The sequence below is a fragment of the Pedobacter agri genome, from assembly GCF_032678665.1.
Classification (GTDB): Bacteria; Bacteroidota; Bacteroidia; order Sphingobacteriales; family Sphingobacteriaceae; genus Pedobacter; species Pedobacter agri_A.
Window position 1 is genome coordinate 255,066 of sequence record NZ_JAVTSH010000007.1, and the last position, 26,493, is coordinate 281,558.

General features: G+C 38.3%; 19 protein-coding genes. 10 read left to right on the forward strand and 9 right to left on the reverse strand.

Annotation, left to right across the window (positions count from 1 at the left end):
- The first annotated feature begins 168 nt into the window (after nucleotides 1-168).
- The 7 genes from R2Q70_RS15955 to R2Q70_RS15985 all read left to right on the forward strand — a co-directional run bounded on the left by R2Q70_RS15955 (nucleotide 169) and on the right by R2Q70_RS15985 (nucleotide 11,350).
- On the forward strand, nucleotides 169-2,625 hold the full coding sequence (locus tag R2Q70_RS15955) for a TonB-dependent receptor (RefSeq protein WP_316808544.1): 2,457 nt from the start codon (nucleotides 169-171) through the stop codon (nucleotides 2,623-2,625).
- A gap of 61 nt (nucleotides 2,626-2,686) precedes the next feature.
- Nucleotides 2,687-3,397, forward strand: coding sequence for a DUF4198 domain-containing protein (locus R2Q70_RS15960; protein ID WP_316808545.1), 711 nt, complete (start codon nucleotides 2,687-2,689; stop codon nucleotides 3,395-3,397).
- Nucleotides 3,398-3,469: 72 nt separating this feature from the next.
- On the forward strand, nucleotides 3,470-4,672 hold the full coding sequence (locus tag R2Q70_RS15965; RefSeq protein WP_316808546.1) for a PepSY-associated TM helix domain-containing protein: 1,203 nt from the start codon (nucleotides 3,470-3,472) through the stop codon (nucleotides 4,670-4,672).
- 25 nt (nucleotides 4,673-4,697) lie between these two features.
- Nucleotides 4,698-5,618: a DUF6607 family protein gene (locus tag R2Q70_RS15970; protein WP_316808547.1), complete on the forward strand. Its 921-nt coding sequence runs from the start codon at nucleotides 4,698-4,700 to the stop codon at nucleotides 5,616-5,618.
- A gap of 364 nt (nucleotides 5,619-5,982) precedes the next feature.
- On the forward strand, nucleotides 5,983-7,044 hold the full coding sequence (locus R2Q70_RS15975; RefSeq protein WP_316808548.1) for a M28 family metallopeptidase: 1,062 nt from the start codon (nucleotides 5,983-5,985) through the stop codon (nucleotides 7,042-7,044).
- Nucleotides 7,045-7,174: 130 nt separating this feature from the next.
- Complete coding sequence (locus R2Q70_RS15980) at nucleotides 7,175-8,245, forward strand: DUF5694 domain-containing protein (protein ID WP_316808549.1); 1,071 nt, start codon at nucleotides 7,175-7,177, stop codon at nucleotides 8,243-8,245.
- 330 nt (nucleotides 8,246-8,575) lie between these two features.
- Nucleotides 8,576-11,350: an outer membrane beta-barrel protein gene (locus tag R2Q70_RS15985; protein WP_316808550.1), complete on the forward strand. Its 2,775-nt coding sequence runs from the start codon at nucleotides 8,576-8,578 to the stop codon at nucleotides 11,348-11,350.
- A 73-nt stretch (nucleotides 11,351-11,423) separates the two neighbouring features.
- Here R2Q70_RS15985 and R2Q70_RS15990 read toward each other — a convergent pair whose 3' ends face one another.
- The 3 genes from R2Q70_RS15990 to R2Q70_RS16000 form a co-directional block, all read right to left on the reverse strand.
- Nucleotides 11,424-12,107: a class I SAM-dependent methyltransferase gene (locus R2Q70_RS15990; protein ID WP_316808551.1), complete on the reverse strand. Its 684-nt coding sequence runs from the start codon at nucleotides 12,105-12,107 to the stop codon at nucleotides 11,424-11,426.
- A 269-nt stretch (nucleotides 12,108-12,376) separates the two neighbouring features.
- On the reverse strand, nucleotides 12,377-13,777 hold the full coding sequence (locus R2Q70_RS15995) for an MBL fold metallo-hydrolase (protein WP_316808552.1): 1,401 nt from the start codon (nucleotides 13,775-13,777) through the stop codon (nucleotides 12,377-12,379).
- A 60-nt stretch (nucleotides 13,778-13,837) separates the two neighbouring features.
- The gene (locus tag R2Q70_RS16000; protein WP_010599784.1) at nucleotides 13,838-14,065 is read right to left on the reverse strand and encodes a YtxH domain-containing protein; all 228 of its coding nucleotides are present in this window, start codon (nucleotides 14,063-14,065) and stop codon (nucleotides 13,838-13,840) included.
- 79 nt (nucleotides 14,066-14,144) lie between these two features.
- Between R2Q70_RS16000 and R2Q70_RS16005 the strand changes: the two genes are divergently transcribed.
- The gene (locus R2Q70_RS16005; RefSeq protein ID WP_316808553.1) at nucleotides 14,145-14,768 is read left to right on the forward strand and encodes an HAD family hydrolase; all 624 of its coding nucleotides are present in this window, start codon (nucleotides 14,145-14,147) and stop codon (nucleotides 14,766-14,768) included.
- Nucleotides 14,769-14,813: 45 nt separating this feature from the next.
- On the opposite strand, the gene R2Q70_RS16010 is transcribed toward R2Q70_RS16005, so the two are convergent.
- Nucleotides 14,814-16,469, reverse strand: a complete 1,656-nt coding sequence (locus R2Q70_RS16010; RefSeq protein ID WP_316808554.1) for a DUF6600 domain-containing protein — start codon at nucleotides 16,467-16,469, stop codon at nucleotides 14,814-14,816.
- Nucleotides 16,470-16,747: 278 nt separating this feature from the next.
- Here R2Q70_RS16010 and R2Q70_RS16015 point away from each other — a divergent pair, with 278 nt between their 5' ends.
- A complete protein-coding gene (locus tag R2Q70_RS16015; protein WP_316808555.1) occupies nucleotides 16,748-17,449 on the forward strand; it encodes an SAM-dependent methyltransferase in 702 nt (233 codons plus the stop codon).
- A gap of 1,207 nt (nucleotides 17,450-18,656) precedes the next feature.
- Entirely contained in the window at nucleotides 18,657-21,023 is a 2,367-nt protein-coding gene (locus R2Q70_RS16020) for a Tex family protein (RefSeq protein WP_316808556.1), read from the forward strand.
- Nucleotides 21,024-21,075: 52 nt separating this feature from the next.
- Here R2Q70_RS16020 and R2Q70_RS16025 read toward each other — a convergent pair whose 3' ends face one another.
- The 5 genes from R2Q70_RS16025 to R2Q70_RS16045 all read right to left on the reverse strand — a co-directional run bounded on the left by R2Q70_RS16025 (nucleotide 21,076) and on the right by R2Q70_RS16045 (nucleotide 26,393).
- Nucleotides 21,076-22,155: a mechanosensitive ion channel family protein gene (locus R2Q70_RS16025; protein ID WP_316808557.1), complete on the reverse strand. Its 1,080-nt coding sequence runs from the start codon at nucleotides 22,153-22,155 to the stop codon at nucleotides 21,076-21,078.
- Nucleotides 22,156-22,389: 234 nt separating this feature from the next.
- Nucleotides 22,390-23,211 (reverse strand): indole-3-glycerol phosphate synthase TrpC, encoded by an 822-nt coding sequence (trpC, locus tag R2Q70_RS16030; RefSeq protein WP_316808558.1) that lies wholly within the window; start codon nucleotides 23,209-23,211, stop codon nucleotides 22,390-22,392.
- Between the two features lie 70 nt (nucleotides 23,212-23,281).
- A complete protein-coding gene (locus R2Q70_RS16035) occupies nucleotides 23,282-23,869 on the reverse strand; it encodes an aminodeoxychorismate/anthranilate synthase component II (RefSeq protein ID WP_316808559.1) in 588 nt (195 codons plus the stop codon).
- Nucleotides 23,870-23,918: 49 nt separating this feature from the next.
- Entirely contained in the window at nucleotides 23,919-25,316 is a 1,398-nt protein-coding gene (locus tag R2Q70_RS16040) for an anthranilate synthase component I family protein (RefSeq protein ID WP_316808560.1), read from the reverse strand.
- 633 nt (nucleotides 25,317-25,949) lie between these two features.
- Nucleotides 25,950-26,393 carry a cytochrome B gene (locus tag R2Q70_RS16045; RefSeq protein ID WP_316808561.1) on the reverse strand — a complete coding sequence of 148 codons (444 nt, stop codon included), beginning with the start codon at nucleotides 26,391-26,393 and terminating at the stop codon, nucleotides 25,950-25,952.
- Nucleotides 26,394-26,493 lie beyond the last annotated feature (100 nt).

Below are 26,493 nucleotides of genomic sequence, written 5' to 3' on the forward strand. Positions count from 1 at the left end.
GGCAATCCTTTTTTATTTAAACTGAGTATTGCGCTAATCATGAACAGCTTTATTTGTTGAAATGTTAAATCCATCGATCTTATTTAGAATTGTTCAAAATAATTTGGATAATAAAATTTTCTAACGTTATTTTGCGACTGTTTAGAATTAATCCAAATAAAATTTAACATGCACCAAGTCAGACTATTCAGTTTAACGTTCTTACTTACCTTCTTCTATTTCTTGTCATACGCTCAGCAACCTGCTACCATTAAAGGTATTGTGACCACTTCAAACGGCAAGCCAGCCGCTTACATTTCTGTAGGCTTAAAAGGTAAAGGCCAGGGTACCATTACAGATGATGAAGGAAAATATACCATTAACCGTGTGAAACCCGGAACTTATACCATTAAAGCATCGGCAGTTGGAATTAACTCATCTGAGCAAACAATTACAATTATTGAGGGAGAAAATAAATCAGTAAATTTTGTTCTGGTAGAGAACGATCAGGCCTTGGAAGAGGTGACCGTTGCGGGCATCAATAAAAAATACAAAGTGAGTTTACCTTCAGCCACCTTAAGGCTAAACGAGCCATTATTGGAAGCGCCACAAAATATTCAGGTGGTAAGCAACCAGGTAATTAAAGATCAGCAACTTATTAGCATGAGCGATGGAATACTGAGAAATGTTAGTGGAGCTGTTCGTTTAGAACACTGGGGCGATTTGTATACAAACGTATTAATGAGGGGTTCACAAATTCAGGCCATGCGTAATGGCTTTAATGTAGTTTCATCATATTGGGGTCCGTTAACGGAAGATATGAGTTTCGTAGATCACATCGAGTTTGTAAAAGGTCCGGCAGGTTTTATGCTGGGCAATGGCGATCCAAGCGGAATGTACAATGTGGTAACTAAAAAGCCTACAGGTTTAAACCAGGGTGAAGTTTCTTTTACCGCCGGGAGTTACGATTTATACAGAACCACCATCGACCTTGACCACAAGTTAACAGCTGATGGAAAATTTTTATTCAGGTTAAATGCCGCAGCGCAAAGTAAAGGATCTTTCAGACCATATGAAGAAAACGATCGCTACAGTTTTGCCCCTGTTTTAAGTTATCAGATTACACCGAGCACAAAATTAACCGCAGAATACACTTTGCAAAATGCAAAGATGACTGAAGTAGGTTCATATTATTTGTTTAGTACCACTGGTTATGCAACATTGCCAAGAGATTTTACCTTAACGCAACCTGGTGTACAACCAACCCGTATCAATGATCACAGTTTAACGTTCAATTTGCAGCAGCAATTAGGCCAAAACTGGAAATTAACAGCGCAGGCTGCATACTATAAATACTTACAAAATGGTTCAAGTTCATGGCCATCAGCTGTATATCCTAATGGAACAATTATCCGTAATGTTGGCATCTGGGATGCAGAAAGCTCCATGCACCTGGCTCAGGTATTTTTAAACGGTACAGTTAACACCGGAGGAATAGTTCACCGGATTTTAGCGGGATTTGATGGCGGAAAAAAAGATTATATCGCAGATTGGGGACAATCTCATGATCTGGATGCTGCATCATCGCCATTTAATTTAGCCAATCCAAATTATGGTTTTCCATCAAATGGCTACCCAAATTTCGATCGCTCTGCCAGCTTACAAGAAAGGGCTATTGCGGCCGGTGGATTAATGGGGCAGAAATACTTAAGCGGTTATCTTCAGGATGAATTGGGTTTCTGGGAAAACAGAATCCGTTTAACACTTGCAGGTAGATACACTTATGTAAGTCAATCGGCTTGGGGTGGCTCACCAGATAAAGCGAAACACATCACACCAAGAGTTGGCTTAAGTGTATCGGTTGATAAAAATACTTCTGTTTATGCTTTGTATGATGAGGCTTTTACGCCGCAATCAGGCTTTTTGCGTAATGGTTCCACACCAAAACCGATAACAGGAAACAATAAAGAAATCGGAATTAAAAAAGATTGGTTCGATGGCCGTTGGAATACAACCCTATCGGCTTACAGAATTACCAAACAAAATGAGCTTACTGCCGATCCTAATAATATATTTGTCCCAAACCCTAATGATCCAACTAATACAATAAAAGAAAATTTCAGCATTATTGTTGGAGAAAAAAGAGCACAAGGGATCGAGTTCGATGTTCGAGGAGAATTGGCCAAAGGCTTAAATTTAATTGCTAACTACGCCTATACAGACGGAAAAGTAACTGAAGTTGCAAATGGAGTCTCTACTGATGTTTTATTTGTAGGACAAGTTATTCCTGGTTTTGCCAAACATACTTCAAATGCCTGGTTAACCTATACGTTGCAAAATGGTGCTTTAAAAGGCTTAGGTATTTCTGGCGGATTTACTTATTTGGTTGACAGGGCAACGGCCAACTTCAGTCCAACAAATCCAGAACAAAACTTACCTGATTACTTTAAACTGGATGGCGGACTTTTCTGGGGAAATAAAAAACTAAAAATCACGGGAAACGTGTTCAACATTTTAGATAAATACTTATACACCGGATCTTATTATACTGGATATTGGAATGCTCCAGATTACAATCAGGCTGCTTATTCATGGCAGGCTGAAGCACCAAGAAACTTTAGAGTTAGCGTAGCTTACAAATTTTAATCATACCGCCAGTACAAACCTGTCAGATGGTTTGTACTGGCTTTACTTAAACCGAAAAATAATGAAAACGAAATTATCCCTATTATTATTCTTACTTGCATTTAGTGTTACCAGTGCTTTTTCTCACGCACTATGGATTGAAACTACCGCCATCGGAAAAAAAGGCCAGGCACAGGAAGTGAAAATCTTCTTCGGCGAATATGAAGCCAATGAACCTGATTCAGCAGCGAAATGGTTTAGCAATCTAAAATCGTTTAAACTTGTTTTAACCGCCCCAAATGGTACAACAAAAGTTTTAACGGCTTCGCCGGATGTACATTTTTTCAAAGCAAACTTCACTCCTGACCAAAACGGAACATATAAACTTTCAGTGGTACATGAAGTGGCAGATGTTTACGAAAAAGGAAAATTATTGTATTATGCTTTTGCCGATGTTGCGGTTGGAGGCTCAAAAGTTAACACAGCTTTCCCGGCAGATGCAGCTTTAACCATCAGACCTGCCAAACATGTACAAAAAGTTGGAGAAGCGGCAACTTATCAGGTCATCTACAATAAAACGCCGTTGGCCAAGCAGAAGCTTACCGTTGTAAATGCAGAGCGAAAAGAAGTGCCTACCGAAACTGATGCAGATGGTAAATTCACTTTTAAACCTGAGCAAAAAGGAAACTATTTTTTAGAAGCTTTTACTGAGGAGAAAGCTACTGGAAAATTGAACGGAAAAGATTATGAGAAGGTATGGCATTTAGTAACTTATACTACACAAGTTAACTAAAAGCATTCCAACAAACCTTATCCAATTGATAGCTAAACTGGCAATTGGTTATTTTAGTAAAAAAAGCTTTTAATGGCACTAACAAAAACAACATCAAAAAAACCTAAAAAATCGAGATTAAGAAGAATCAGTGATTGGCTACACTTGTGGTTAGGCATTGCCTCTGGCTTAGTGGTTTTTCATTTGGGCATTACCGGGTGCATCTTTGCTTTTCAGCATGAAATTACAGCATTCATTCATCAAAAGGAGTTTTTTGTAGCTGTACCGGCAAAACCTCAAACACAACCTTTAAGTACACTCAAAGCGAATGCGGAAAAAGCTTTAGGCAAAGGCAAAAAAATCACTTTCATTTCAACGTACAAAGCACCAGATCGTGCATGGGAGTTTGGTGTTTACAAAGCAGGTAATCCCGAAGCATTCTGGTATTTTGATTCGGTTGATTATTACGATGTAGTTTATGTAAACCCTTACACAGGCAAGGTTACTTTGGTGGTAGATCATAAGTACGAGTTCTTTGGAATCATTAAAATGCTCCACTGGAGTTTTTTAATTAACCATCCCATCGGCCAGCAAATTATTGGTTGGGCAACTATCATTTTTGTATTTCTTTTGATTTCAGGTATGATCATGTGGTGGCCAAAAAACCTTAAGAAATCAAACTTCGATAAAAGTTTCAAAATAAAATGGTCGGCAAAATTTAAACGCATTAACTACGACCTGCACAATGTTCTGGGTTTTTATGTAATGATCATTTGTTTAATCCTTGCCTTAACAGGATTGGTTTGGGCCTTCAAGTGGTTTCAAACTACGGTTTATGTCGTGGCGTCGCGAAGTGTAACGCCGCCAGCTTTTGTAGAAGTTAAATCAGACTCGACCAAAACCATCTCAGCAATTCCTTTTGATGTTGCTTATGAACAGGCGAAGCAAAAATTTACTGATGCCGACCGGATTGGAATGTCGCCAGCTGAAGGAGGCACTGCAACCATTTATGCCACAGGTTACAGAGGTGACGAAACCTACTGGAACCATGATGTGATTCAATTCGATCAATATTCAGGGAAATTGTTAAACCGCAAAAATCAATCAGAAAAAAACGCAGGAGAAGCTTTAATCGGCATGAATTACGACATCCATGTCGGTGCGATTTTAGGTTTACCAGGTAAAATCCTGGCATTTTTCGCCAGCTTAATCGCAGCAAGTTTACCAATAACCGGTTTCATCATTTGGTGGGGCAAGAAGAAGAAAAAGAAAAGCCCTGCAGTTGCAAATCATTAATACAACCTTAAACAATTAATATAAAATGAAAATTTTAAACCTAATCTTTGGATTAACAGCGCTTGTAACAGTTAGTGCGCATGCTCAAGATAAACTGGAGCAAGACAGAAATTCGATCAAGGCATTAGCCGGTTTTTATAAAGTAAACTTCAACTATGCCGAAGTAACTTCTCCAAATCCTGATTATACTTTTAGCAAACCTTACAGAAGCCATGGTAACGAGTGGGCAGAAATTATTGTTGATGAACCAAAAAGAATTGTAATTCAGCACATGTTAGCCATTAACGATTCTACGGTGATTAAGCACTGGCGCCAGGATTGGACGTATGAAGATCCGGAAATTATGTTGTATACACAAGATAATGCCTGGAAAAAAGCAACCTTAAAAGCCGCAGATGTAAAAGGTAAATGGACTCAAAAAGTATATCAGGTTGATGATAGTCCACGTTACCAGGGTTATGGAACCTGGAGTCACGTTGGCGGGCATGATTCATGGCAAAGTGAAACTGACTCTCCACTGCCGAGAAGAGAATCAACAGTTCGTAAAGATTACAATGTTTTAAATCGCGGCAGCAGAATTACCATTACCAAAGATGGTTGGATGTTTGAACAAGACAATAAAAAAGTGGTTCGTACACCGCAGGGCGATAAATTGGTTGCCATTGAAAAAGGTTATGAAGAGTTTACCAAAATTGATGCTGCAAAATTTGCCTATGCACAAAAATGGTGGGGTGAGCAGAAAAATTATTGGGCAGATGTGCGTGATGTATGGGCAGACTTTGCAAAGACATCAAACACAAATTTTAAGGTTCAAACTAGTGCCAACGGAAAACTACTTTATGAAACGCTGTTCAGTTTAGGGGATCAATCCATTAAAGAAAAATGGTCTGCTACTCAAAATAAAGAAAAAATAAAAACGGCTTTACAGCCCTATTTAGCAAAATAACCTATTTCAAAATCACATCTTAAGCCATTTAATGTAAGCGTTAAATGGCTTTTTTCATTGACAAATGATTCCTATTGTTTTCTGCTTGCGCTCGTTTCCAACGAGCGCATTAATAGCCAAACGATTCCTATCGTTTATATTTATTTATCCTTAAAATTCCGATGAACAATATTAAATTACAACCTGCTTGCGCTCGTTTCTAACGAGTGCATCAATAGCCAAACGATTCCTATCGTTTATATTTATTTATCCTTAAAATTCCGATGAACAATATTAAATTACAACCATGAAAAAGTTGTTGATGCTATTAGTCTTGTTTTCCTCATTACAATGTTTCGCCCAGGATTCTGTATACACCAGAAAAATGGTGAATAAACTCAGTTCCAAAGCATTTTGGGGAAGAGGTTACACTAAAAACGGAATGCAAAAAGCAGCAGATTTTTTAGCGACAGAGTATAAAAAATCTGGCCTGGTTCCTTTTTCAATTAATTACAAACAAGGTTTCAACTTTCCGGTAAATACTTTTCCAGGCAAAATGAATGTGGAAATTAACGGCAAAAAATTAGTACCAGGAAAGGATTTTATCGTGAACAACGAAAGCCCGGGTATTAGGTTTATGGGAAATCTCACACAAACAGACAGCTTGAATTTTTTAGCTTCGCCCCTGCTTAAAGTTGCTTTAAAAGAAAAATTAACGTGGTCTGTAGCGACAGAGGTTGGCAAGACCACCCAGATTCAAATAAACAGGAAGAATTTCAAAGAACTGCCTAAGCAAATTGCGGTTGATATCGAAAACCAATTCGTTACTAATTTCCAGGCCTCAAATATTTGTGGTTTAGTTAAGGGTACAAAATATCCCGATTCGATATTGATGATTACCGCTCATTACGATCATTTGGGGGGCATGGGTGCTGAAACATATTTTCCCGGAGCCAATGATAACGCCGCAGGAGTAGCTACCTTGTTGAGCTTGGCTAAATATTATGCGGCGAACCCGCAGCCTTACTCCATTGGTTTTATTTGCTTTGCTGCTGAAGAGGCCGGACTTTTTGGATCAAAATACTTTACTGAGAATCCATTGTTGTCTTTAAGCAAAATTAAATTCCTCATCAACCTTGATTTGGTAGGCACAGGCGAAGCAGGAATGACAGTTGTTAATGCAAGTGTTTATCCAGGAGCTTTTGCGCAACTCAATGAAATTAACAACGAGCACAAATACATTTCAAAAATAAACCCAAGAGGCAAAGCAGCCAATAGCGACCATTATTTTTTCTCTGAAAAAGGCGTTCCGGCTTTTTTCATTTATACTCAGGGAGGACCATCTGCCTACCATGATGTTTTCGATGTAGAAAAAAACCTGCCACTTACTGAGTACAATGATCTGTTTAAACTGATTGTAAATTTCAACAAAAAATTAATGGAGTAACCTCGAACATCTTCTTTCGTAATATTAATTACTGTTTTGGGATAAAATTTCGGGCAGTTCGGATAATGAAATATGTACACCTGCATCTTCTTCACATCTTTGAATCAACAAATCAGAAACAAGATTCCTTATGAAAAAGATACAAAAAACGGCCCTTGCAATATTAGTCTTAATTAGCATCGCCTTAACTTCAAAAGCCCAGATAGAAATTGTAATTGTTGGCTCAAGTCATAACAATTTGCAATCCACACAAAATTTTCAAGCAGTTATTGATAAGCTAAAAAACTTCAAACCAGATATGGTTTTTGGAGAATACATCCCAGCCGAAGATTACGCAAAACTGGATGATAACAATTGGGCAAAAAAAGGTTTTAGAACGAAAGTGAATTATATCCAAGAACTAAATCCCGAATCAGCTAAGAATGCTTCAACATTAATCAGGAAAAATCAAAAAGCGCTTTTATCATCTCCAAATTATCATCAAACAAGAATGCATCTGGCAGTTGAATATGCTAAAACCTGGGATAGGGGAAATTTTGATTATCAGGTTTACGTTTTAGATAATTATATGAAACCTCATTTTGGTAATGAAGAGAAAGCAGCGTACAATAAAATGTTTGGTGGCACAGATTCTTTGAAGAAATTAAATGTGTTACGACCTGGAAGTGAATACAACAAGATTTTCTTTCCGTTAATTTACCAGTTAGGTCAAAATCAAATTTATAACATGGATTGTCAAACCTTTGATGAGCCATGGAGTGTTGCCTGGGGTAAAACTGATTCGCTTTTCAAAATTTTATCTGCTAAAGCAAAAGCTGACACCCTTTCTGCCGAAGCAAAAACCTTAAAAGCAATCGAACAATATTCGAGCTATGCCGATGAAGAAGAAAAGAAATTTAAAGATGATGAGTACGCAGGCATGAATACAGATAAATATGCCGAGCTTAATGATGCATGGAATTTCTACGGAGGCAAAAAATTCTTTGGTTATGCAGGCTTTCCAACTGAAACAGTTAAAGAAATGATTGCACAATGGACGTTAAGAAATGAAGGGATGTGTAAAAACGTAATCGAGCAGGCAAAAGCTAAAAAAGCTACAAGGGTTGTTGTTGGTGTTGGCGCAGCGCACCGCAAAATAATGGAAGAAATTTTATCAAAAAACCCCGATATCAAAATTGTTAGTTACAACGACTTAAAGTAACACGCTTAATTTGATCTTAACTTCCCCGGAATTAACTTGCCGGGGATTTTTTATTTTGAGTCGGCTCAGTTTTATGTTGAAAGCCATCTCACTCTACACTAGCTTTAACCCTTTCCATCATAATTTCTACGATTGTGTTTGTGAAAGTGAAAAACAAACTTATTTTAACTAAATATTTAGTTACTTGTCTTTTTATTGCAACACTTTTAAATTTTTGGCGTCTGTAATCTAACCAGACAATTCATCACTTTTTAACACTTGCTCATCACATTTTTCCAAACCAAAATATAAACGCACTTACCTTTAAGCTTCCCTTATCAAGAAACCTACATGAAAAAATTATTATTATCCCTAACGCTTAGCCTTGTTTTTCTTAGTTTATTTGCTCAAAAGAATGGAAGCATTACCGGCATTTTAGCCGACAGCGCTAACCACAAAACCACTTTAAATTATTCAACAGTTTCTGTTTATAAAGTTGGCGACAGTGTGCTGAACAGCTACAAACTTTCTGATGATAAGGGAACATTTAAAATAAATAATTTACAGATCGGCACTAAATACCGCCTGGTTATTACGGCATGGCAGTATGGAACCTACCGAAAGGAAATATCATTAACGGCCGAAAACCCTAATTTAAATTTAGGAACGCTTTATTTATCAACCAAAGCCAATGATCTAAATGAAGTGAATATTGTGGCAGAAAGGCCGCCCATCATTGTCAGAAAAGATACGATTGAATTTAACGCTGAATCGTTCAAAACACTTCCCTCGGCTGTTGTGGAAGATTTATTAAAAAAACTTCCGGGTGTACAAATTGCCTCCGATGGCTCAATTCAGGTTAACGGCAAGGCTGTGAGCAAAATATTGGTTGATGGAAAGGAATTTTTTGGTGGCGACCAGCAAATTGCTACTAAAAACCTACCGGCAAACATTATTGATAAAGTTCAGGTGGTTGATGATAAGCAGGCGAAAAGGCGAGATCCCGATTTGACAGCAGCTGAAATTCCTCAGATTATAAACCTGAAACTCAAAAAAGCAATTAAGAAGGGCGCTTTTGGAAAATTATATGCCGGAAGCGGAACCAAAGAACTTTATCAGGCCGGCGGATTGATGAACTTTTTTCGCGATACCACCCAGGTAAGTGTGCTTGCTTATGGGAACAATATTAATCAGCCTGGTTTTAACCCGAATGATGTACAAAGGATTGGTGGATTTGCCCGAAGTGGTGTAAATTCCATGATGATGAGTTCAGGAGGATACTTTGAATTTAATGGTATTAGTTTCGGCGGTAGTTTCAATGGCATCCAAACTTCTTCAGGCGGAGGTTTTAATTTTAACACACTAACCAAAAAAGGAATAAAACTGAATACCCAATATTTCTTCGGGCGCAACGATAATTTGCTTGAAAAACTAACCAATACCAACCAAACCTTAGGTAATGATCGGTTAATTACAAATGCAAATGAGAATACAAGTGCGTTAACCCTGAAACATAATATTGCAGGGAAGTTGGATTGGCAAATAGACTCGCTCACACAATTAACCATTGAACCTTTTATCGTTTTAAACTCCACTAATACAGTAAGCACGAATTATGCTACCAATACAAATGCTTCGGGCCAGTTGGTAAACAACCTGCAAAATCTAATCGATCGGAATTCATCGAGCAATAAATATCAACTGGTTGCCGATTTGAGCAAAGATTTTAAGAAAGCCGGAAGATCATTTAATATTGGTTTCGATGTATCTACTACGCCGAACCCTAATTTTAACTACAACCGGAGCATCAGCAATTTTTTTCTAACCCCATCAACTTCCGAAATTGATCAGCTACGCAACAATCAGGTTGAGAATTTCAGATCGTACATTTACACCAATTACAGTGAACCGATTAGCAAAAAGCTTAGTTTTAAAATTGATTTGAGTGGAAATATCCTCAACAATGAAAATGCACTGAGCACTTTTTACCGGAATCCGGCAAATCAACTATATGATATTGCGATACCGAATTTGAGCCAAACGGTAGAACAAAATGGTTTTAAAACGAATGCCAATTTAAGTTTAAGGTATAAAATCACAAAAGATTTTAATATCCAACCAGGCGTGGTACACAATTATATCTCATTAAATAATCGTTTCAGCAATTCAAACAATATCGATCAGCGCTACAATTTTATATGGCCAACCTTCCAATTGGTTTATAAAATTTTCAGATTGAATTACGACGCCCGTTTCACCGAGCCTAATGTGAGCTACCTTCAGCCTGTTGCCGATAATACCAATGCACTGTACATTAGAAATGGTAACCCGGGTTTGCTCCCTGCAAGAACGCAAAGATTGAGCATTAACATGTATAAATATGATCCTAAAAATCTGATCAATTACAATTTATACGGTTATGGAAATTTCACCAAAAACGGAATTGTAAATACCATAAGCATTAGCAATGGTGTACAAACCATTACGCCAATTAACGTAAGTGGCATCTACAATTTTAATGGAGGCGCAAATGGTTCAAAAGATTTTAAAATCAATAAAACAACGTTAAAATTGGGGATAGGCGTTTGGGGGAACATTAATCATTCACCTGTAATTATCAATAATATCCGCAGTGATGCCAATGTATTTTACGTCGGACCAAACGGTAATGTCCGTGTGAACTTTAACGATATGGTGGAGATTTCTCAATTTTATTCGGTTAGTTTAAACCGCAGCCGTTATCAGGATAATTTTTATACAAACCTAAGCTACAATACACATACGGCAACGTCAGAGTTGATCATCCGATATCCTAAAAAGGTAGTGTTTGAAACCAATTTCGCCATAACTGCCAACACACAACAAATTGCAGGTTATAACAATAACATTAAACTCTGGAACGCAGCTGTAACCTATTTGTTTATGAAAAATGACAGATTACAATTGAAATTAGCCATTAATGATATTTTGCAAAGTAATGTGCGAAGATCGGTTGAGATTACGGGGAATAGCGTAATTGATTACCAGACAAACAACTTGGGAAGATATGGCATGTTGACATTGACCTACAATATTCAAAACTTCGGACAAAAAGTAGGCGGCCGACAAACATTTTTTAATTTCTAAATTAACGAACCGTATTCCAAAACACAAGGTAGTCTATCTGAGTTAGATTACCTTGTGTTTCTAAAAGCCGATCTTAAGTTAAAGTCAATTTCACCAGATATTGATCTTCACCATCATCAAATATCATTTCACAGTTCCAACCTGTTTCTTTTGCGATAGTTTTAATGGTTTCTTTATCAACATAAACCCAGTTGAACCAATTCCCTTTTTCGCCTTTATATTCGTATTGATAAGAAACCTCACCGTAATATTGGTTTTGAGGTTTTGGCAGATCTTCGTAGAGATATGAAATATCAGATGAATCAAAAATCACCTGTCCGCCAGGATTAAGTAAATCTTTTATCCTGATTAGAAAATTTTTGAATCCTGCTAAAGTTCCGGTTAGGCCGATGCCGTTCATCAGCATTAAAATGGTATCAAATTTTTCCTGATAGGTAAAAACATCTTGCAGCAAAGCTTTCTTAACTCCACGATCTTTCATAATATTCACAGCCGCTTCCGAAACATCAATAGCAGTTACATCAATGTTAAAGGCCTGTAACAACAAAGCGTGACTGCCAACTCCGGCACCAATATCTAACACCCTTCCTTCGCACATTTTCAATGCTTGCAGTTCCAATACAGGCATATCCTCATCATCACGAAAGAAGAATTCTAAAGGCATTTCTTCTGGCTCGCCGTAAGAATTATGCAGCCAAAGTATATCGGCTTCGCCGGTTTTATAAATATCAGTAAGCGCTTTACCAAAAACATCCATAAGGCAAAGATAGTTGAAAGTTGTAAGTTGAAGGATAAAAGGATAAAAAGCCAAAAACCTATACAAAGATTCCTCCGCTGCGGTCGAAATGAAGACAAGCGAAACACTGAAAATAACATAATCGTCATTGCAAGGCACGAAGGAATCTCATTAAATAATTGCTTTTGTACCCTACAATAAATAAATAAATGATTTTTCAAAACTTGATAATCACAAGGTTCAAAGATTTCTCCGCTGCGGTCGAAATAACAACGAGTTGAATCAAAAAACTATTCCAATTCAAACTCCTGATGGTATTCTGGAATAGCTACATGCTTAAATCCATGATCTTTCAATCTGGTGGCAAAATTTTGCTGAACATCATATTCACCATGAACCAAAAAAAGCTGTTTTACTTTCGCCGGATCCTGGCACGATAAAAACTGCAATAAATCTTCGTAATCGCCATGCGCACTCATCGATTTTATAGATTGAATTTCAGCTTTCACTTCATATTCATCTCTAAAAATTTCAACCACCTTTTTACCTGCAATTAATTGTCCACCCAATGAATTTGGTTCACAATAGCCAACCATTAAAATGGTGTTTTTCTGATTACCAATATTATTTCGGATGTGGTGCTTCACACGTCCGGCATCAGCCATTCCTGAAGCAGAAATAATGACACAAGGTCGCGGATCTTCATTTAACTTTTTTGATTCTTCAACGCTTTCTATAAAACGTAAACCCTTGAAGCCAAAAATATCATGATCAACCTTTAAAACCTGTTTCACACCATTGTTGTAAACCTCTGGATGATTGCGCAGAATTTCAGTAGCTTTAGATGATAAAGGACTATCTACGTAATATGGAACGTCAGGCAATTTGCCTTTCAACTCCAAACCATTTAAGGCAAATAGCAATTCTTGTGTTCTGCCCACGGCAAAAGCCGGGATAATGACTTTACCCTTTTTTACTTTGCAAGTGTGGTTGATGATTTCAAAAAGCATGTCCTCAATCGGATCAAGATCTTTATGTAATGAATCACCATAGGTTGATTCCATTAAAATATAATCTGCCTGATCAAACTGCTGTGGGCTTTTTAGAAGTAAATCGCCATAACGGCCAACATCACCTGAAAAAGTAAGTTTTTGGGTTTTCCCATCTTCGGTAATGGTTAAATGTACTGCGGCACTTCCCAGAATATGGCCGGCATCGGTAAATTTTAAGCTAATGTGCTCATCAATTTTAAAATCTTCTTCATAAGCAACAATCTTCATCTGGCTTAATGTTTTGGTTACATCTTCATCAGTATAAAGTGCTTCTTCCATCTCTTCTCCTTCCCGCAGGTGCCGGTTAGAAAATTCAGCGTCCTGCATTTGAATCTTTGCCGAATCCATCATCAGAATTCTGGATAAATCCATTGTAGCAGGCGTACAGAATATTTTCCCTTCAAAACCATCAGCAACCAATTTAGGCAAAAGGCCACAATGATCGATATGGGCATGAGATAAAATGAGATAGGTGATTTTTTTTGGATCGAAGCCGAAATAATCATTCAGCTTATCGGTAACGTGGCCCATTCCTTGAAACAGTCCACAATCTAATAATATTTGGGTATTATTTTTTAGGGTAATAAGGTGCTTACTTCCCGTAACTGTACGGGCAGCACCGTGAAAGGCAATCTTCATTTAGATGTGGTTAGAAATTTGAAATAAAAATGCCGGATATTTCCGGCATTTCCAATTTCGTTACGCGTTTACTTCAGCAATTTTATCTTTTACCTTATCGGCTACTCCTGAAGCTTTATCGGCTAAGCCTGCTAATTTATCTTTTGATGCATCTAGCAAATCAGCAAAAAAATCTGATACTTTACCTTTTAAATCATTAGTAGAATCTGATGATAATGCTAATGCGATAGTTGCTCCCAATGCTGCTCCGGCTAATACGCCTACTATAATTTTTGTCTCTTTTTTCATGATGTTTGCTATTTAGTAATTAAACATATTTTACCTTGAGGTGTTTTAACTTTTTTCATCATACAAAAACCAATCCATAATGAAACAAGTATTTTTTATTGATCTTGATAACACAATTTATTTTACCAAACCTAATAAAGAGGTATTAATGACTGGGCTATATGATCTGTTGGATAAACAAAATTTACAGATCGATCAGGCAGATTACCAGGCAGCTAAAGATGAAATGTTGCGAACCCCTTTTTTAAAAGTGGCAGAAAAATACCGGTTTCCAAAAGATGTGATTGATCACACCGTTGAATATCTTGCCAATCGGGAAGTGTTGAAGCCGCTTCAACCGAGTGACGATTATCCCTATATTAAAAGCTTGCAAGGCCGGAAATTTATTGTTACGGCCGGCTTTCCAAAACAGCAAAAATCAAAAGTTATCATGTTGGGCATATCCGATGATTTTGAAGAGGTGCAGGTGGTTGATGTTTCTGTATCAAATAAAAAGCAAGCTTTTATTAATTTAATCGAAAAACATAACCTGAACAAAAATGAAATTCTGATTATTGGTGATGATGCAGAATCTGAAATAAAATTTGGTTTAGAACTTGGGATCGAGACTTTCTTGTTAGATCCCGACAATCTTCATCCAAATGCTAAAAGTACTTTTAGAGGAAAAGATTTAAGCGAATTGCATCAAGCTGCGGGGCAATAAATACCCATAAAAAAGTCCCGATTTTCATCGGGACTTTCAATCCATCTATCCTCGTCCACCTCTCGATGGTCTTCCTCCTTCAGAGCCGCTTCTTTCGCCGCCCCCTCTTTGTTGCTGAGGTGCTGCTTCAGTTCTTCTTTGTTCCTGGCGTTGTTGCATTTGTTGTTGTTGTTGGGCCCTTTGTTGCTGTTGTTGTGCATCGCGTTGAGCCCTTTGCTGTTCCATTTGCTGAGAACGTTGTTGTTGCATCTGCTCATTACGTTGAGCCCTTTGCTGTTCCATTTGCTGCGAACGTTGTTGTTGCATCTGCTCATTACGTTGAGCCCTTTGCTGTTCCATTTGCTGTGAACGTTGCTGTTGCATCTGCTCATTACGTTGAGCCCTTTGCTGTTCCATTTGCTGTGAACGTTGTTGTTGCATCTGCTCGTTACGTTGCGAGTTCTGTTGAGCGGCTTGCTCAGCACGTTGACGCTGCATTTGTTGTGAGCGCTCGTCATTTCCCCTCACTTCACGTTGAGCACGTTGCTGATCCTGGCTCATGCGATCTTGCTGGTTACGCTGCTGGCGCATTTGCTCCGAACGCTGCTGATCCTGACTTCTGTTCACATTCGCATCACCATTTCTTTGCTCAATTCCATTGGTATTTCCGCGGCTTGTTCTTCCGTTGGCATTGCGGTCATAAGCCTCACCCCTATTGTTAGGTTGATTATCTCTGCCAACATTTGCATCGTTACCTCTGCCGTTGCGGTTATCATTTCTAGAACCAAAGCGGTTATCGTTGTTTCCTCGTTGTTCATTAGTGCCACGATTGGCATTGTTATCTCTGCCTCTTTGATCACGATTTGCATAGCCTTCATTTCTACCGCCCCTGCTAATTCCTGCATTTCCTTGTTCAAATTTTTTTGGCGCAGCATTGCGATTATCAACTGCATTACGTTCTGGCCTTGGTCGGTAAATCGACACTTCCCTTCCGCCTACTCTACTTGCACCCGGGCGATTACTTTGCGCATAACGATAAACTGTTACATCACGATTAGTCGCTCTTCTAATATCTTCCATCCTTGGACCGCCATAGTAACTTCTTCTGTTGTAAACATAAGTGTTGTTAATGATAGTGGTGTTGCGGATATAAACATTGTTACGGCCGTAATCATATCTTGGAAAGGTATTAATGTAAATATTTCTTTGCGGAATAAAGTTCCAGCAAAATTCTGGTACCACGTAACGGCGGCCAAAGCTTAGGTTGATGTTAATGCTTGGCGCCATTGGTGCCCAGCCGTAATAACCATCACCACTTCTCCAATCAACCCATGCTGGTCCCCAGTTGGTATCTGGCAGCCAAATCCACTGGCGATAACTGTTTATTACCCAACGGCCATAGTGAAATGGCGCCCAACCCCAATCATAATTGGAAACCCAGGTATTGCCATATTCTGTCATGGCCCAACGCCCATTGGTATAGTAAGGGCGGAACTCATTCTGATCTACATCCGGACGCCATACATAACCGTACTGCGGATCCTGAATCCAGGTTCCATAAGGGCTTAATTCATCGTAAAAAGTTTGCATGGAAATGTTCCCAGTGCTGTAACCATCATCCTGGTAGCTATCCTGGTAGTCTTGTGCCCTGACTAAGGTGGTGGTTCCGACAAGAAGCCCAAAAAGCCCCAGCACAACTGCCGATTTTTTCAGTGTTTTCATTTGTGTGTTTATTTTAATAACCTAACTTGTGTGTATCAATTAGAGAACCAAAAATTAGCAAGGTTTAATATGCTTGCATAGTTTTTTAGTTTTCTGCCAAATCATGCCAATTAAAGCATATTTAACTATTATTTAACGTTTTATAAACGTGATAATTGTGCAGAAAATAAGTCATTTAGAAATAAAATTTGCTACACCACTGTTTACAAAAGAGATTATATTGGGCTCGAGCAAAACTTTAAAACTAAAATTCTGTTTATTGTACCTATTTTTGCAACATGCAGAACGGCACTTTATATCTTATTCCTGTTCCTCTTGCTAAAGAGGTAGCACACAAAACCTTTACGCCCTATTTGGTTGATACCATTAACCAAATTGACACCTATATTGTAGAAAACAGTAAAACAGCTCGTCGCTTTTTAAAAGAGGCAGGTTTGAAAACTCCTCAGAAAGATTTAATTGTACATGATTATGGAAAACATAACCGTACCGACTTAGGGCAATTTTTTAATGAGCTGAAAGCAGGAAAAGATGTGGGTTTAATGAGTGAAGCAGGTTGCCCCGGTATTGCAGATCCTGGTGCCGATATTGTAGCCGAAGCACACAGACGTGGCATTAAGGTAGTGCCGCTGGTTGGCCCAAGTTCAATTTTATTGGCATTAATGGCTTCAGGCTTTAATGGACAGAGTTTTGCTTTTTGGGGATACTTGCCCATTGATAAGGAACAGCGCACTAAACGTATTAAGGATTTAGATCTGTCAGCCAGCCGTTATAAGCAAACACAAATTTTTATTGAAACGCCTTTCAGAAATAACCAACTTTTTGAAGAAGTACTTAAAAGTTGCAAACCCAACACACAAATTTGTGTGGCCAGCAACCTAACTGCCGAAGATGAATTTATTAAAACTCAAAGCGTATACAACTGGCGCAAGGAGGAAATCGATCTTCATAAAAAACCAACGATATTTTTAATGTATTAACTAAAATGGCCTGTGAGAACAGGCCTTTTTTTATTATCCCTTCAAAACAGGTAATAATATGGTAAGCTATGCAACTGCAAATAGTTGCATTTACCTGTCCACCTAAACTGGATTGCAGCGGTATCGCCCGATTTTTCATCGGGCATTTAGCGGAAAGCCAGACGAACATTAATTTGACTGCTGTTATTGCTTTTCAAATTTTAATGATCTTGCGAAATTATATTCACATACAATTTTATCAGATAAAATTCTCTTTCGGTTGGTGTCCCCACCAACCGAAATAAGTGGTTAGGAAAACCACATCAATATCTTACGCTGTATCTAATATGATTTACTAGAGTCGGTTGGCGATGACACTAACGGATAAGTCGGATGTTCTTATTTTCTCAATTCCTTAATGGTAAAAAAATGCGCTAATACCAATGCGAAAATTCTTCACCGATTGGGTACGCTCACTTCAGAGATCAGTTCTCTATTTTGACCATTAAGAAATTAAGGCATTAAGGTTTTTCTCTATCGGTTGGTGTCCCCACCAACCGAAATAAGTGGTTAGGAATACCACATCAATATCTTACGCTATATCTAATATGATTTACGAGAGTCGGTTGGTGATGACACTAACGGATAAGCCGGATGTTCTTATTTTCTCAATTCCTTAATGGTAAAAAAATGCGCTAATACCAATGCGAAAATTCTTCACTGATTGGGTACACTCACTTCCGAGATCAGTTCTCTATTTTGACCATTAAGAAATTGAGGGCATTAAGGTTTGAAGTGGTTTTGTTGAAATGTCCCTCATCAGTTGTTGTCCCCACCAACCAAAATAAGTGGTTAGGAAACCACATCAATATCTTACGCTGTATCTAATATGATTTACGAGAATCGATTGGTGATGACACTAACGGATAAGTCGGATGTTCTTATTTTCTCAATTCCTTAATGGTAAAAAAATGCGCTAATACCAATGCGAAAATTCTTCACCGATTGGGTACGCTCACTTCCGAGATCAGTTCTCTATTTTGACCATTAAGAAATTAAGCATTAAGGTTTGAAGTGGTTTTGTTGAAATGTCCCTCATCAGTTGGTGTCTCCTCCAACCGAAAATAAAAATTTCCTCACATTTTCCGGTGGAAAACTTGATTTTAAAAATCCTTAAATTCCGTAAATCCTGATTAGCTTTGCTTCCTTTAAAATTGAAAATCTTGATATGTTAGCTCATCATAAAATCATAGCTGCAGAATTAAAAATTGCAGAAAAACAAGTTACGGCTACAGTGAGCCTGTTGGATGAAGGCGCAACCGTACCTTTTATTTCCCGTTACCGAAAAGAATTAACCGGAAGTTTAGATGAGGTTGAGGTGGCTGCCATCCGCGATAGGGTACTACAATTACGCGATTTAGATAAACGCCGCGAAGCGATTTTGAAATCGATGACCGAGCTCGGAAAACTGACGCCCGAACTGGAAAAGAAAATTAACGAAGCGGAAACCATTTCACTTCTGGAGGATATATATCTTCCGTACAAACCGAAACGTAAAACCCGTGCATCTGTAGCAAAAGAAAAAGGTTTGGAGCCTTTGGCATTGCAAGTTTTTGATCAGAAGCACTTTGATTTAGACGCTGAAGCAGACAAGTATGTTGATACTGAAAAAGGGGTAAATTCTCTGGAAGAAGCATTGGCTGGTGCAAGAGATATTATGGCAGAAATGATTTCTGAAAATGCTGAAGCCCGAACCAAAATGCGGACTTACTTTCAGGAAAAGGCAGAATTTAAATCGGAGGTAATTAAAGGAAAAGAAGAGGAAGGCATTAAATACAAGGACTATTTTGAGTGGAATGAGCCCGTTAAAACTGCTGCATCGCACCGTGTTTTGGCCATGCGCCGTGGTGAGAAAGAGTTGATTTTACGTTTGGATGCTTTGCCACCGGCAGAAGGCGCAATTGAATTGCTCGAAAACCAGTTTGTTTTGGGCAACAATGCTGCCTCGAAACAAGTTCAGCAAGCTTTAGAAGATGGCTACAAACGTTTGTTAGAGCCCGCTATGGAAACCGAACTTCGCGTTTTAACCAAGCAAAAAGCAGATGAAGAGGCCATTCGAGTTTTTGCAGAAAATGCCCGCCAGTTATTGCTTGCTGCACCAATGGGGCAAAAAAATGTGTTGGCGATTGACCCAGGATTTCGTACAGGCTGTAAGGTTGTTTGTTTAGATAAACAAGGGCAGCTTTTAGAAAATACGGCCATTTACCCGCACACGGGGCAAGGCAATGTGAAGAATGCCGAATTAACCATTCAGCAGCTTTGCGAAAAACATGATGTGGAGGCCATTGCCATTGGTAACGGAACTGCTGGCAGAGAAACCGAAGCGTTTATTCGTGGTTTGAATTTACCACAAGTTACCATCGTAATGGTTAATGAAAGTGGTGCATCTATTTATTCTGCATCGGAAGTAGCCAGAGAAGAGTTTCCAACTCAGGATATTACCGTTCGTGGAGCGGTTTCTATCGGTCGCCGCTTGATGGATCCACTGGCGGAACTGGTAAAAATCGACCCGAAATCAATAGGTGTTGGACAATATCAGCATGATGTTGATCAAAATAAATTACAGGCCAGTTTAGATGATACTGTAATAAGTGCGGTAAATGCAGTTGGGGTTGAATTGAACACGGCATCGAAACAAATTTTAGCGTATGTTTCTGGCTTAGGGCCAACTTTGGCGCAAAATATTGTTGATTACCGAAATGCTAATGGTGCTTTTAAAAATCGCGAAAGCTTAAAGAAAGTTCCTCGATTGGGAGATAAAGCTTATGAGCAGGCGGCTGGTTTTTTACGCATCCGCAATGCTGAAAACGTTTTAGATGTGAGTGGCGTGCATCCGGAGCGATATGCGGTAGTTGATAAAATGGCCAAAGATTTAGGCACAACAGTTTCTGCCCTAATGAAAGATGCACAATTGCAAAAGCAAATTAAGCCGCAACAATATGTTACCGATGAGATTGGTTTGCCTACATTGAATGATATCTTAAAAGAGTTGGCTAAACCAGGCCGCGATCCGCGTGAAGCTTTCGAAGCTTTTAGCTTTACCGATGGCGTAAATGAAATCAGCGATTTAAGAATAGGAATGAAATTACCTGGAATTGTAACCAACATTACCAATTTCGGTGCTTTTGTTGATATTGGGGTGCATCAGGATGGTTTAGTGCATACCAGTCAACTGGCAAACCGTTTTGTGGCCAATCCAAATGATATTGTTAAAGTACATCAGAAAGTGGAGGTTACCGTAATGGAAGTTGATGCTGCCCGCAAGCGCATATCCTTATCGATGAAAACTGAAAATAGTCCGAAACCAGAAGGAGTAAGGAATAAGGAACAAGGAGTAAGGAGTAAAGAACAAGGAACAAAGAGTAAGGATCAAGGAGCAAAGAATAAGGAACAAGGAGCAAGGAATAAAGATCAAGGAGCAAAGAGCAGCGAGCAAAGATCCAGGAATTTTGCCCCAAAACCGCAACAGGCGAAAAAAGATGCTGACGGCGATTTGCAGGAGAAATTAGCAAAGCTGAAAGGCTTGTTTAAATAAATTTCACCACCTAAGACACCTCAGTATAATTCAGGTGTCTTAGGTGGTAAAACTACAACCCTGCAAACTTATCTTTATGTTCCAGCCTTGTTTTTGGTAAGCTTTCAGGATAGTTATTTTGGATAAAAGTGATCATCGCTTCGCGGACGTTACAGCGTAAATCGAAAGCTCTTGAAGAATTAGAAGCACTCATTAAAAACCTGATCTCAATTGAGCCATCTTTATTTGTATCTGTAACCTGAACCACATTTACTCTTTTATCCCATAGGGAATTAGTTGTTAAAAGCCTCGTTAGTTCCTGGCGCAAGGGTTCAATCGGAATGGTGTAATCCATATATAAAAAGACTGTTCCCAGCAAATCTGCCGAAACCCTGGTCCAGTTTTGAAAGGGTTTTTCAATGAAGTACGTGATGGGTAAAATCAATCTCCGCTGATCCCAGATACTCACAACAACATAAGTCAGGGTTATTTCTTCCACTCTCCCCCATTCTCCTTCTACAATTAACACATCATCAATCCGGATGGGCTGCGTAAAAGCAATCTGAAAACCTGCCAGTAAATTTCCCAGAGATTTTTGTGCGGCGAAACCAATGATAATTCCACCAATGCCAACTCCGGTAAGTAAACCTGCACCGATTTTGCGCATGCTTTCAAAACTCAACAAAATAATAGCGGCAGTAATTATAATAATCAGCGAAACAATAAACTTTCTAACAAACTGTAGCTGTGTCCGGATTTTACGTTCCTTTAAATTATTTTCTTTATTGAGATCATATTTGAGGTAAAAAAAATCTTCCAGTACGTTAATCAGCCTGACTAATATTAGCGCAAAAATTGCCGTAAGCGCAATTTCGAGCATCTTATCTAGGTGCAATCGAACCGAAGCCGGCATCACCATAATATCAAGTGATGAATTTAGCAAGAGCAAAGGAATGAAAACAGCAATTGGCCTGCGAAGATGTTTGATGGTGGATTTTATAATCACTGAATCCCACCAACGAGAAAGCATAAGAAAGATTTTATGAATGACGAATTTGATCAGTAGTCCAAGTAAAATTGCGGCTATCCCGATAATTAAGTTCTTGATAAAAATAGGAATAGGATAACCGAAAAAATGGTCGAGATACTGCATAAAACAATTTGTTGGTTAAATAATTAAGATTACTCCACTATTTAACAACAACGTTTATGGTTTGTTTCAGAAAGAAAAAATAGAAGACATTAACAGCGTGACACTTTAGATTTTAGGAATTTAACGATGATATCACGCCATATTTTCTAGAGATTTGTCACGTTGAGCTTGTCGAAACGCCAAAGATTGGTCTTCGACAGGCTCAAACTGACAAAAAGCTGCGCATATGATGCTTTAAATTTGCGCAACAAATTCTTTTATTGAAGCGCCGGGATCATTGGTTTTCATAAAATTTTCGCCGATCAAAAACCCATTGAAACCAGCGGTTTTTAGGTTTCTAATGGTTTCAGGATTGCTGATGGCGCTTTCCGAAATTTTCAAAAATTCATCAGGAATTCTGTTTACCAAATCGAATGATGTTTGAATATCTACCGTAAAATCAGCCAGGTTCCGGTTATTCACACCAATGGCATCCAGATTTGAGCAAATACTTCTTTCCAATTCCTCCAAATTATGAACTTCCAGCAAAACGTTTAACCCCAGGTTTTGCGCAAACTTCCCTAAATCTGCAATCTGTTTTGGTGTCAGGATAGCCGCAATCAATAAAATAATATCAGCGCCCCAGGCTTTTGCTTCTAAAATCTGGTACTCATCAATCATAAAATCCTTGCGAAGAATAGGGATCTGATTTACCGCCCTTGCCGCTAAAATATCATCCGTTTTTCCGCCAAAAAAAACAACATCGGTTAAAACAGAAAGCGCTGATGCACCAGCAGTATTATACGCCTGAGTTACTTCAGCAACATCAGCAACGCCGTTTATTAATCCCTTTGAAGGCGAACGGCGTTTGAACTCTGCAATAATTCCGGTTCTGTCTTCAGCCAACAAAAACTCTTTAAAAGAATAAGGCGTACGTTTGAAGTGTTCAGCCTTTTCCAAATCCTGTATAGAAATCAGCCGCTTAGCATCCGCAACTTCTTCTTTTTTACGTAATACGATTTTATCTAAAATAGACCCCCCACCCCCTAAAGGGGGTTTTGAATATCCGGCGTTCATAGCTTATTTATTTGTTTTGCAATAGTTAATTTTGTTTTTCGACGTTCCGTATTGTTCCCCCTTTAGGGGGCTAGGGGGTTGTCAACCAATTCTCCATCATTTGTTTTCCATGCTCAGTTAATACGCTTTCAGGATGAAATTGCACCCCACGAACATCCAAGGTTTCATGTCTCAAAGCCATGATTTCACTTTTATGATCTCTCGCTGTAATCTTTAAACAAGATGGAAAATTCTCTTTGCTCACTACCCAGCTGTGGTAACGGCCCACGTTAATGGTTTGCGGACATTCCCAGAATAATGGCTCATCGCCATCCACAACGGTAACCGGTGTCGCAATGCCATGCATGGGTCTCCCCAGGTTTAAAAGCGTTCCGCCAAAAGCCTCGGCAATGGCCTGCTGACCTAAACACACTCCAAAAATACTTTTTGTAGGCGCATAAGTTTTAATTACATCCAATAATAAACCAGCCTCTTCCGGAATGCCCGGACCAGGAGAAAGCAGAATTTTATCATATTGCGCTACATCCGCCAGGTCGAATTTATCATTCCTCCAAACCACAGCTTCGTAACCTACCTCATTAATTAAATGAACCAGGTTGTAAGTGAAACTATCATAGTTATCGATTACCAATACGGTCTTTCTATCTTTATTTTCCATTGAAATTTCTTCTTCTTTTAACTGCCAACTTTGAACTGATCATTGCTAACTAAACGCCTTCCGCCATTTCTAGCGCCTTACGTAAGGCAGCAATTTTATTATTCACTTCCTGCATTTCAGTTTCAGGAACTGAATCTGCCACAATACCCGCACCAGCCCGGTAATGCAGTTCATTATTTTTACTCATAAACGTTCTGATCATGATGGCATGATTAAAATCTTCGTTAAAGCCCATAAAACCAATTGCACCGGCATAAAAATTACGCCCCAACTTTTCGTTTTCATCAATTAATTGCATGGCTTTATATTTCGGCGCACCACTTAAGGTTCCTGCCGGATAGGTATCGGCAACCACATCAAAAGCACTTACATTTTCCTGTAAATGACCGCTTACTTTACTCACCAGGTGAATTAAATGCGAATAATACTGAACTTCCTTGAATGATTTCACTTCTACCCGGTTGCAATGGCGACTCAAATCATTTCTGGCTAAATCTACCAGCATTACATGTTCGGCACTTTCTTTTGGGTCCTGCTCCAATTTTCTAGCTTGTTCAGCATCCTCAATATCATTTCCACTACGCTTAAAAGTTCCTGCAATTGGAAAAATATTGGCCGTATTATTTTTAATAGTGATTTGTGCTTCAGGCGATGAACCAAAAAGCTTAAAATTTCCATAATCGAAATAGAACAGGTAAGGCGATGGATTAATCGATCTTAAACAACGGTAAACATTAAATTCATCACCAGAAAAAGCCTGCTTAAACGCTCTTGAAGGCACAATCTGAAATACATCACCACGATAAATATGTTTTTGTAGTTTCTCTACCAGATCCATAAAGCCCTGATCGGTTAGGTTAGAAGTTTCTTCCCCCCGAAGCTGGAATTTGTATTCAGGATAATTTTTATTCTGAATCAGGTACTCCATTTTATCTAAATCACTTTCTTCCTCCCCATCGAACGTGTTTTTGAAAAGCGTAATTTCATTTTTAAAATGATCAATCGCGATGAGATAACGGTATAAATGGTATTGCATTTCAGGGATTTCTTCTCCCTCTGGGGTTTCAGAAGTAAATTTAATATCCTCAAAATGCTGCACGGCATTCCAGGTAAAATATCCAAAAAGCCCGCTTGATATGAATTTGATTTCAGGCAGTTCAGTCTCTTTAAACTTATCCTTAAAATCTGCAATCTCCTGCATCAGGTTTTTGCTTTCCGTAATGCCAACGGTACCATCCGGAAAATATGTTTCCAATCGTTTTCCCTTCAAGATAATTCCGGCAACCGGGTCGGCACAAACAAAACTCATCGAATTTTCTCTGCTATGGTAATCTGAACTCTCCAGCAAAATACTGTTCGGATAAACATCACGTAAGCGAAGATAAATGCTTACAGGTGTGGTGGTATCGGCAAGTAGTTTTTTGTAAGTAGTATTTATTCTGTACATTTTTTTACGGTATTGCCGTCATTGCGAGGTACGAAGCAATCTCATTGCTTAAGCGTTGACACCTGCTATCTATTAAGATTGTTTCGTGTCTCGCAATAACGGGATTTATTATTAAAAAATAAAAGCCCGGCGTGTGGTTCTACGCCGGGCTTTAATGGTTCTTTAAGGTTTAGGTTGATAAAAAATATTTTCCTCATACGCAGCCGGCGCAATTCTGTTTTGAATTACTTTGCCAAAGCCATGTATGTATATTGTTGATCATGAGCGACAAAAATATAAAGAATTTTGAATAATGGAAATATTTGTGAAAATAGTTATTGAAAGTTTTTAATCTTTTTATTGCCAGTAAGTACAATTCTAAAGAAATACTCAAATTTTCCAGTCCATGTACTGAATATTTTTTTTCGCCACTTATTTTTTTCTTCAGTTGTATTAAAATTTCTTTTAAAAAAATCGCGATGAGAAACTAACGTAATACAAATTGTAAAAAGTGAGTATATTAAAATCAAAATTCCGAATGTGCCAATCATAACTTAGTACTCAACTGATAAATAAATACAATAGACAAATATTAGAGAGATTATTCAAAATTGCAACCGTTTTGGAAACCTCGGTCGCGATTTTATTAGAAGGTTAAGAAACCCCAAAAAATGATCTTCCAGGAACATTTTTCGTCATCACCAAAATTGAAACTACAATTAATACCAACGCCAATCCGAAGAAAATAGCAATATTACGGTGTTTGTCTACTGCATCTGCAACTCTTTTTGATTTTGCATTACCAACAGTAATTAAAACAATGGCAACAATCATCATTGCGGTGTGCTCTGCCTTAAAGTATCTGCCAATCGCATCGCTCATTGGTAATTTAGTAAGCGGACTTAAAAAATAAAGTACTAAGCCAATCAAAAACTGAATGTGTGCACTTATTAGCGTAAACACATTTAATTTGCGATTACCTTCTGTGTAAGTTTTTTTACCAAACCAACCCGATAAAGCATTTACAACTGCAATAACTAATAAAATTAATACGATGTAGCGCCATCCAGAGTGCGCAGATTTTAAGATACTATACATTTTTATAGAATATGTTTGTCCAAAAATAGGCATTAATTGTAAAAAATAGGATATTCTACTCAACCAACGCTAATTTATATTAGTTTTAAACAAAATAAAC

Excerpts from the sequence above, each read along its gene's own strand:
- R2Q70_RS16005 (WP_316808553.1), top strand. The coding sequence starts at position 14,145 with ATGAAACAAGTATTTTTTATTGATCTTGATAACACAATTTATTTTACC.
- R2Q70_RS15955 (WP_316808544.1), top strand. The coding sequence starts at position 169 with ATGCACCAAGTCAGACTATTCAGTTTAACGTTCTTACTTACCTTCTTC.
- R2Q70_RS15975 (WP_316808548.1), top strand. The coding sequence starts at position 5,983 with ATGGTGAATAAACTCAGTTCCAAAGCATTTTGGGGAAGAGGTTACACT.
- R2Q70_RS15960 (WP_316808545.1), top strand. The coding sequence starts at position 2,687 with ATGAAAACGAAATTATCCCTATTATTATTCTTACTTGCATTTAGTGTT.
- R2Q70_RS15965 (WP_316808546.1), top strand. The coding sequence starts at position 3,470 with ATGGCACTAACAAAAACAACATCAAAAAAACCTAAAAAATCGAGATTA.
- R2Q70_RS16035 (WP_316808559.1), bottom strand. The coding sequence starts at position 23,869 with ATGGAAAATAAAGATAGAAAGACCGTATTGGTAATCGATAACTATGAT.
- R2Q70_RS15990 (WP_316808551.1), bottom strand. The coding sequence starts at position 12,107 with ATGGATGTTTTTGGTAAAGCGCTTACTGATATTTATAAAACCGGCGAA.
- R2Q70_RS16015 (WP_316808555.1), top strand. The coding sequence starts at position 16,748 with ATGCAGAACGGCACTTTATATCTTATTCCTGTTCCTCTTGCTAAAGAG.
- R2Q70_RS15970 (WP_316808547.1), top strand. The coding sequence starts at position 4,698 with ATGAAAATTTTAAACCTAATCTTTGGATTAACAGCGCTTGTAACAGTT.
- R2Q70_RS15995 (WP_316808552.1), bottom strand. The coding sequence starts at position 13,777 with ATGAAGATTGCCTTTCACGGTGCTGCCCGTACAGTTACGGGAAGTAAG.
- trpC (WP_316808558.1), bottom strand. The coding sequence starts at position 23,211 with ATGAACGCCGGATATTCAAAACCCCCTTTAGGGGGTGGGGGGTCTATT.
- R2Q70_RS16045 (WP_316808561.1), bottom strand. The coding sequence starts at position 26,393 with ATGTATAGTATCTTAAAATCTGCGCACTCTGGATGGCGCTACATCGTA.
- R2Q70_RS16000 (WP_010599784.1), bottom strand. The coding sequence starts at position 14,065 with ATGAAAAAAGAGACAAAAATTATAGTAGGCGTATTAGCCGGAGCAGCA.
- R2Q70_RS15985 (WP_316808550.1), top strand. The coding sequence starts at position 8,576 with ATGAAAAAATTATTATTATCCCTAACGCTTAGCCTTGTTTTTCTTAGT.
- R2Q70_RS16010 (WP_316808554.1), bottom strand. The coding sequence starts at position 16,469 with ATGAAAACACTGAAAAAATCGGCAGTTGTGCTGGGGCTTTTTGGGCTT.
- R2Q70_RS16040 (WP_316808560.1), bottom strand. The coding sequence starts at position 25,316 with ATGTACAGAATAAATACTACTTACAAAAAACTACTTGCCGATACCACC.
- R2Q70_RS15980 (WP_316808549.1), top strand. The coding sequence starts at position 7,175 with ATGAAAAAGATACAAAAAACGGCCCTTGCAATATTAGTCTTAATTAGC.
- R2Q70_RS16020 (WP_316808556.1), top strand. The coding sequence starts at position 18,657 with ATGTTAGCTCATCATAAAATCATAGCTGCAGAATTAAAAATTGCAGAA.
- R2Q70_RS16025 (WP_316808557.1), bottom strand. The coding sequence starts at position 22,155 with ATGCAGTATCTCGACCATTTTTTCGGTTATCCTATTCCTATTTTTATC.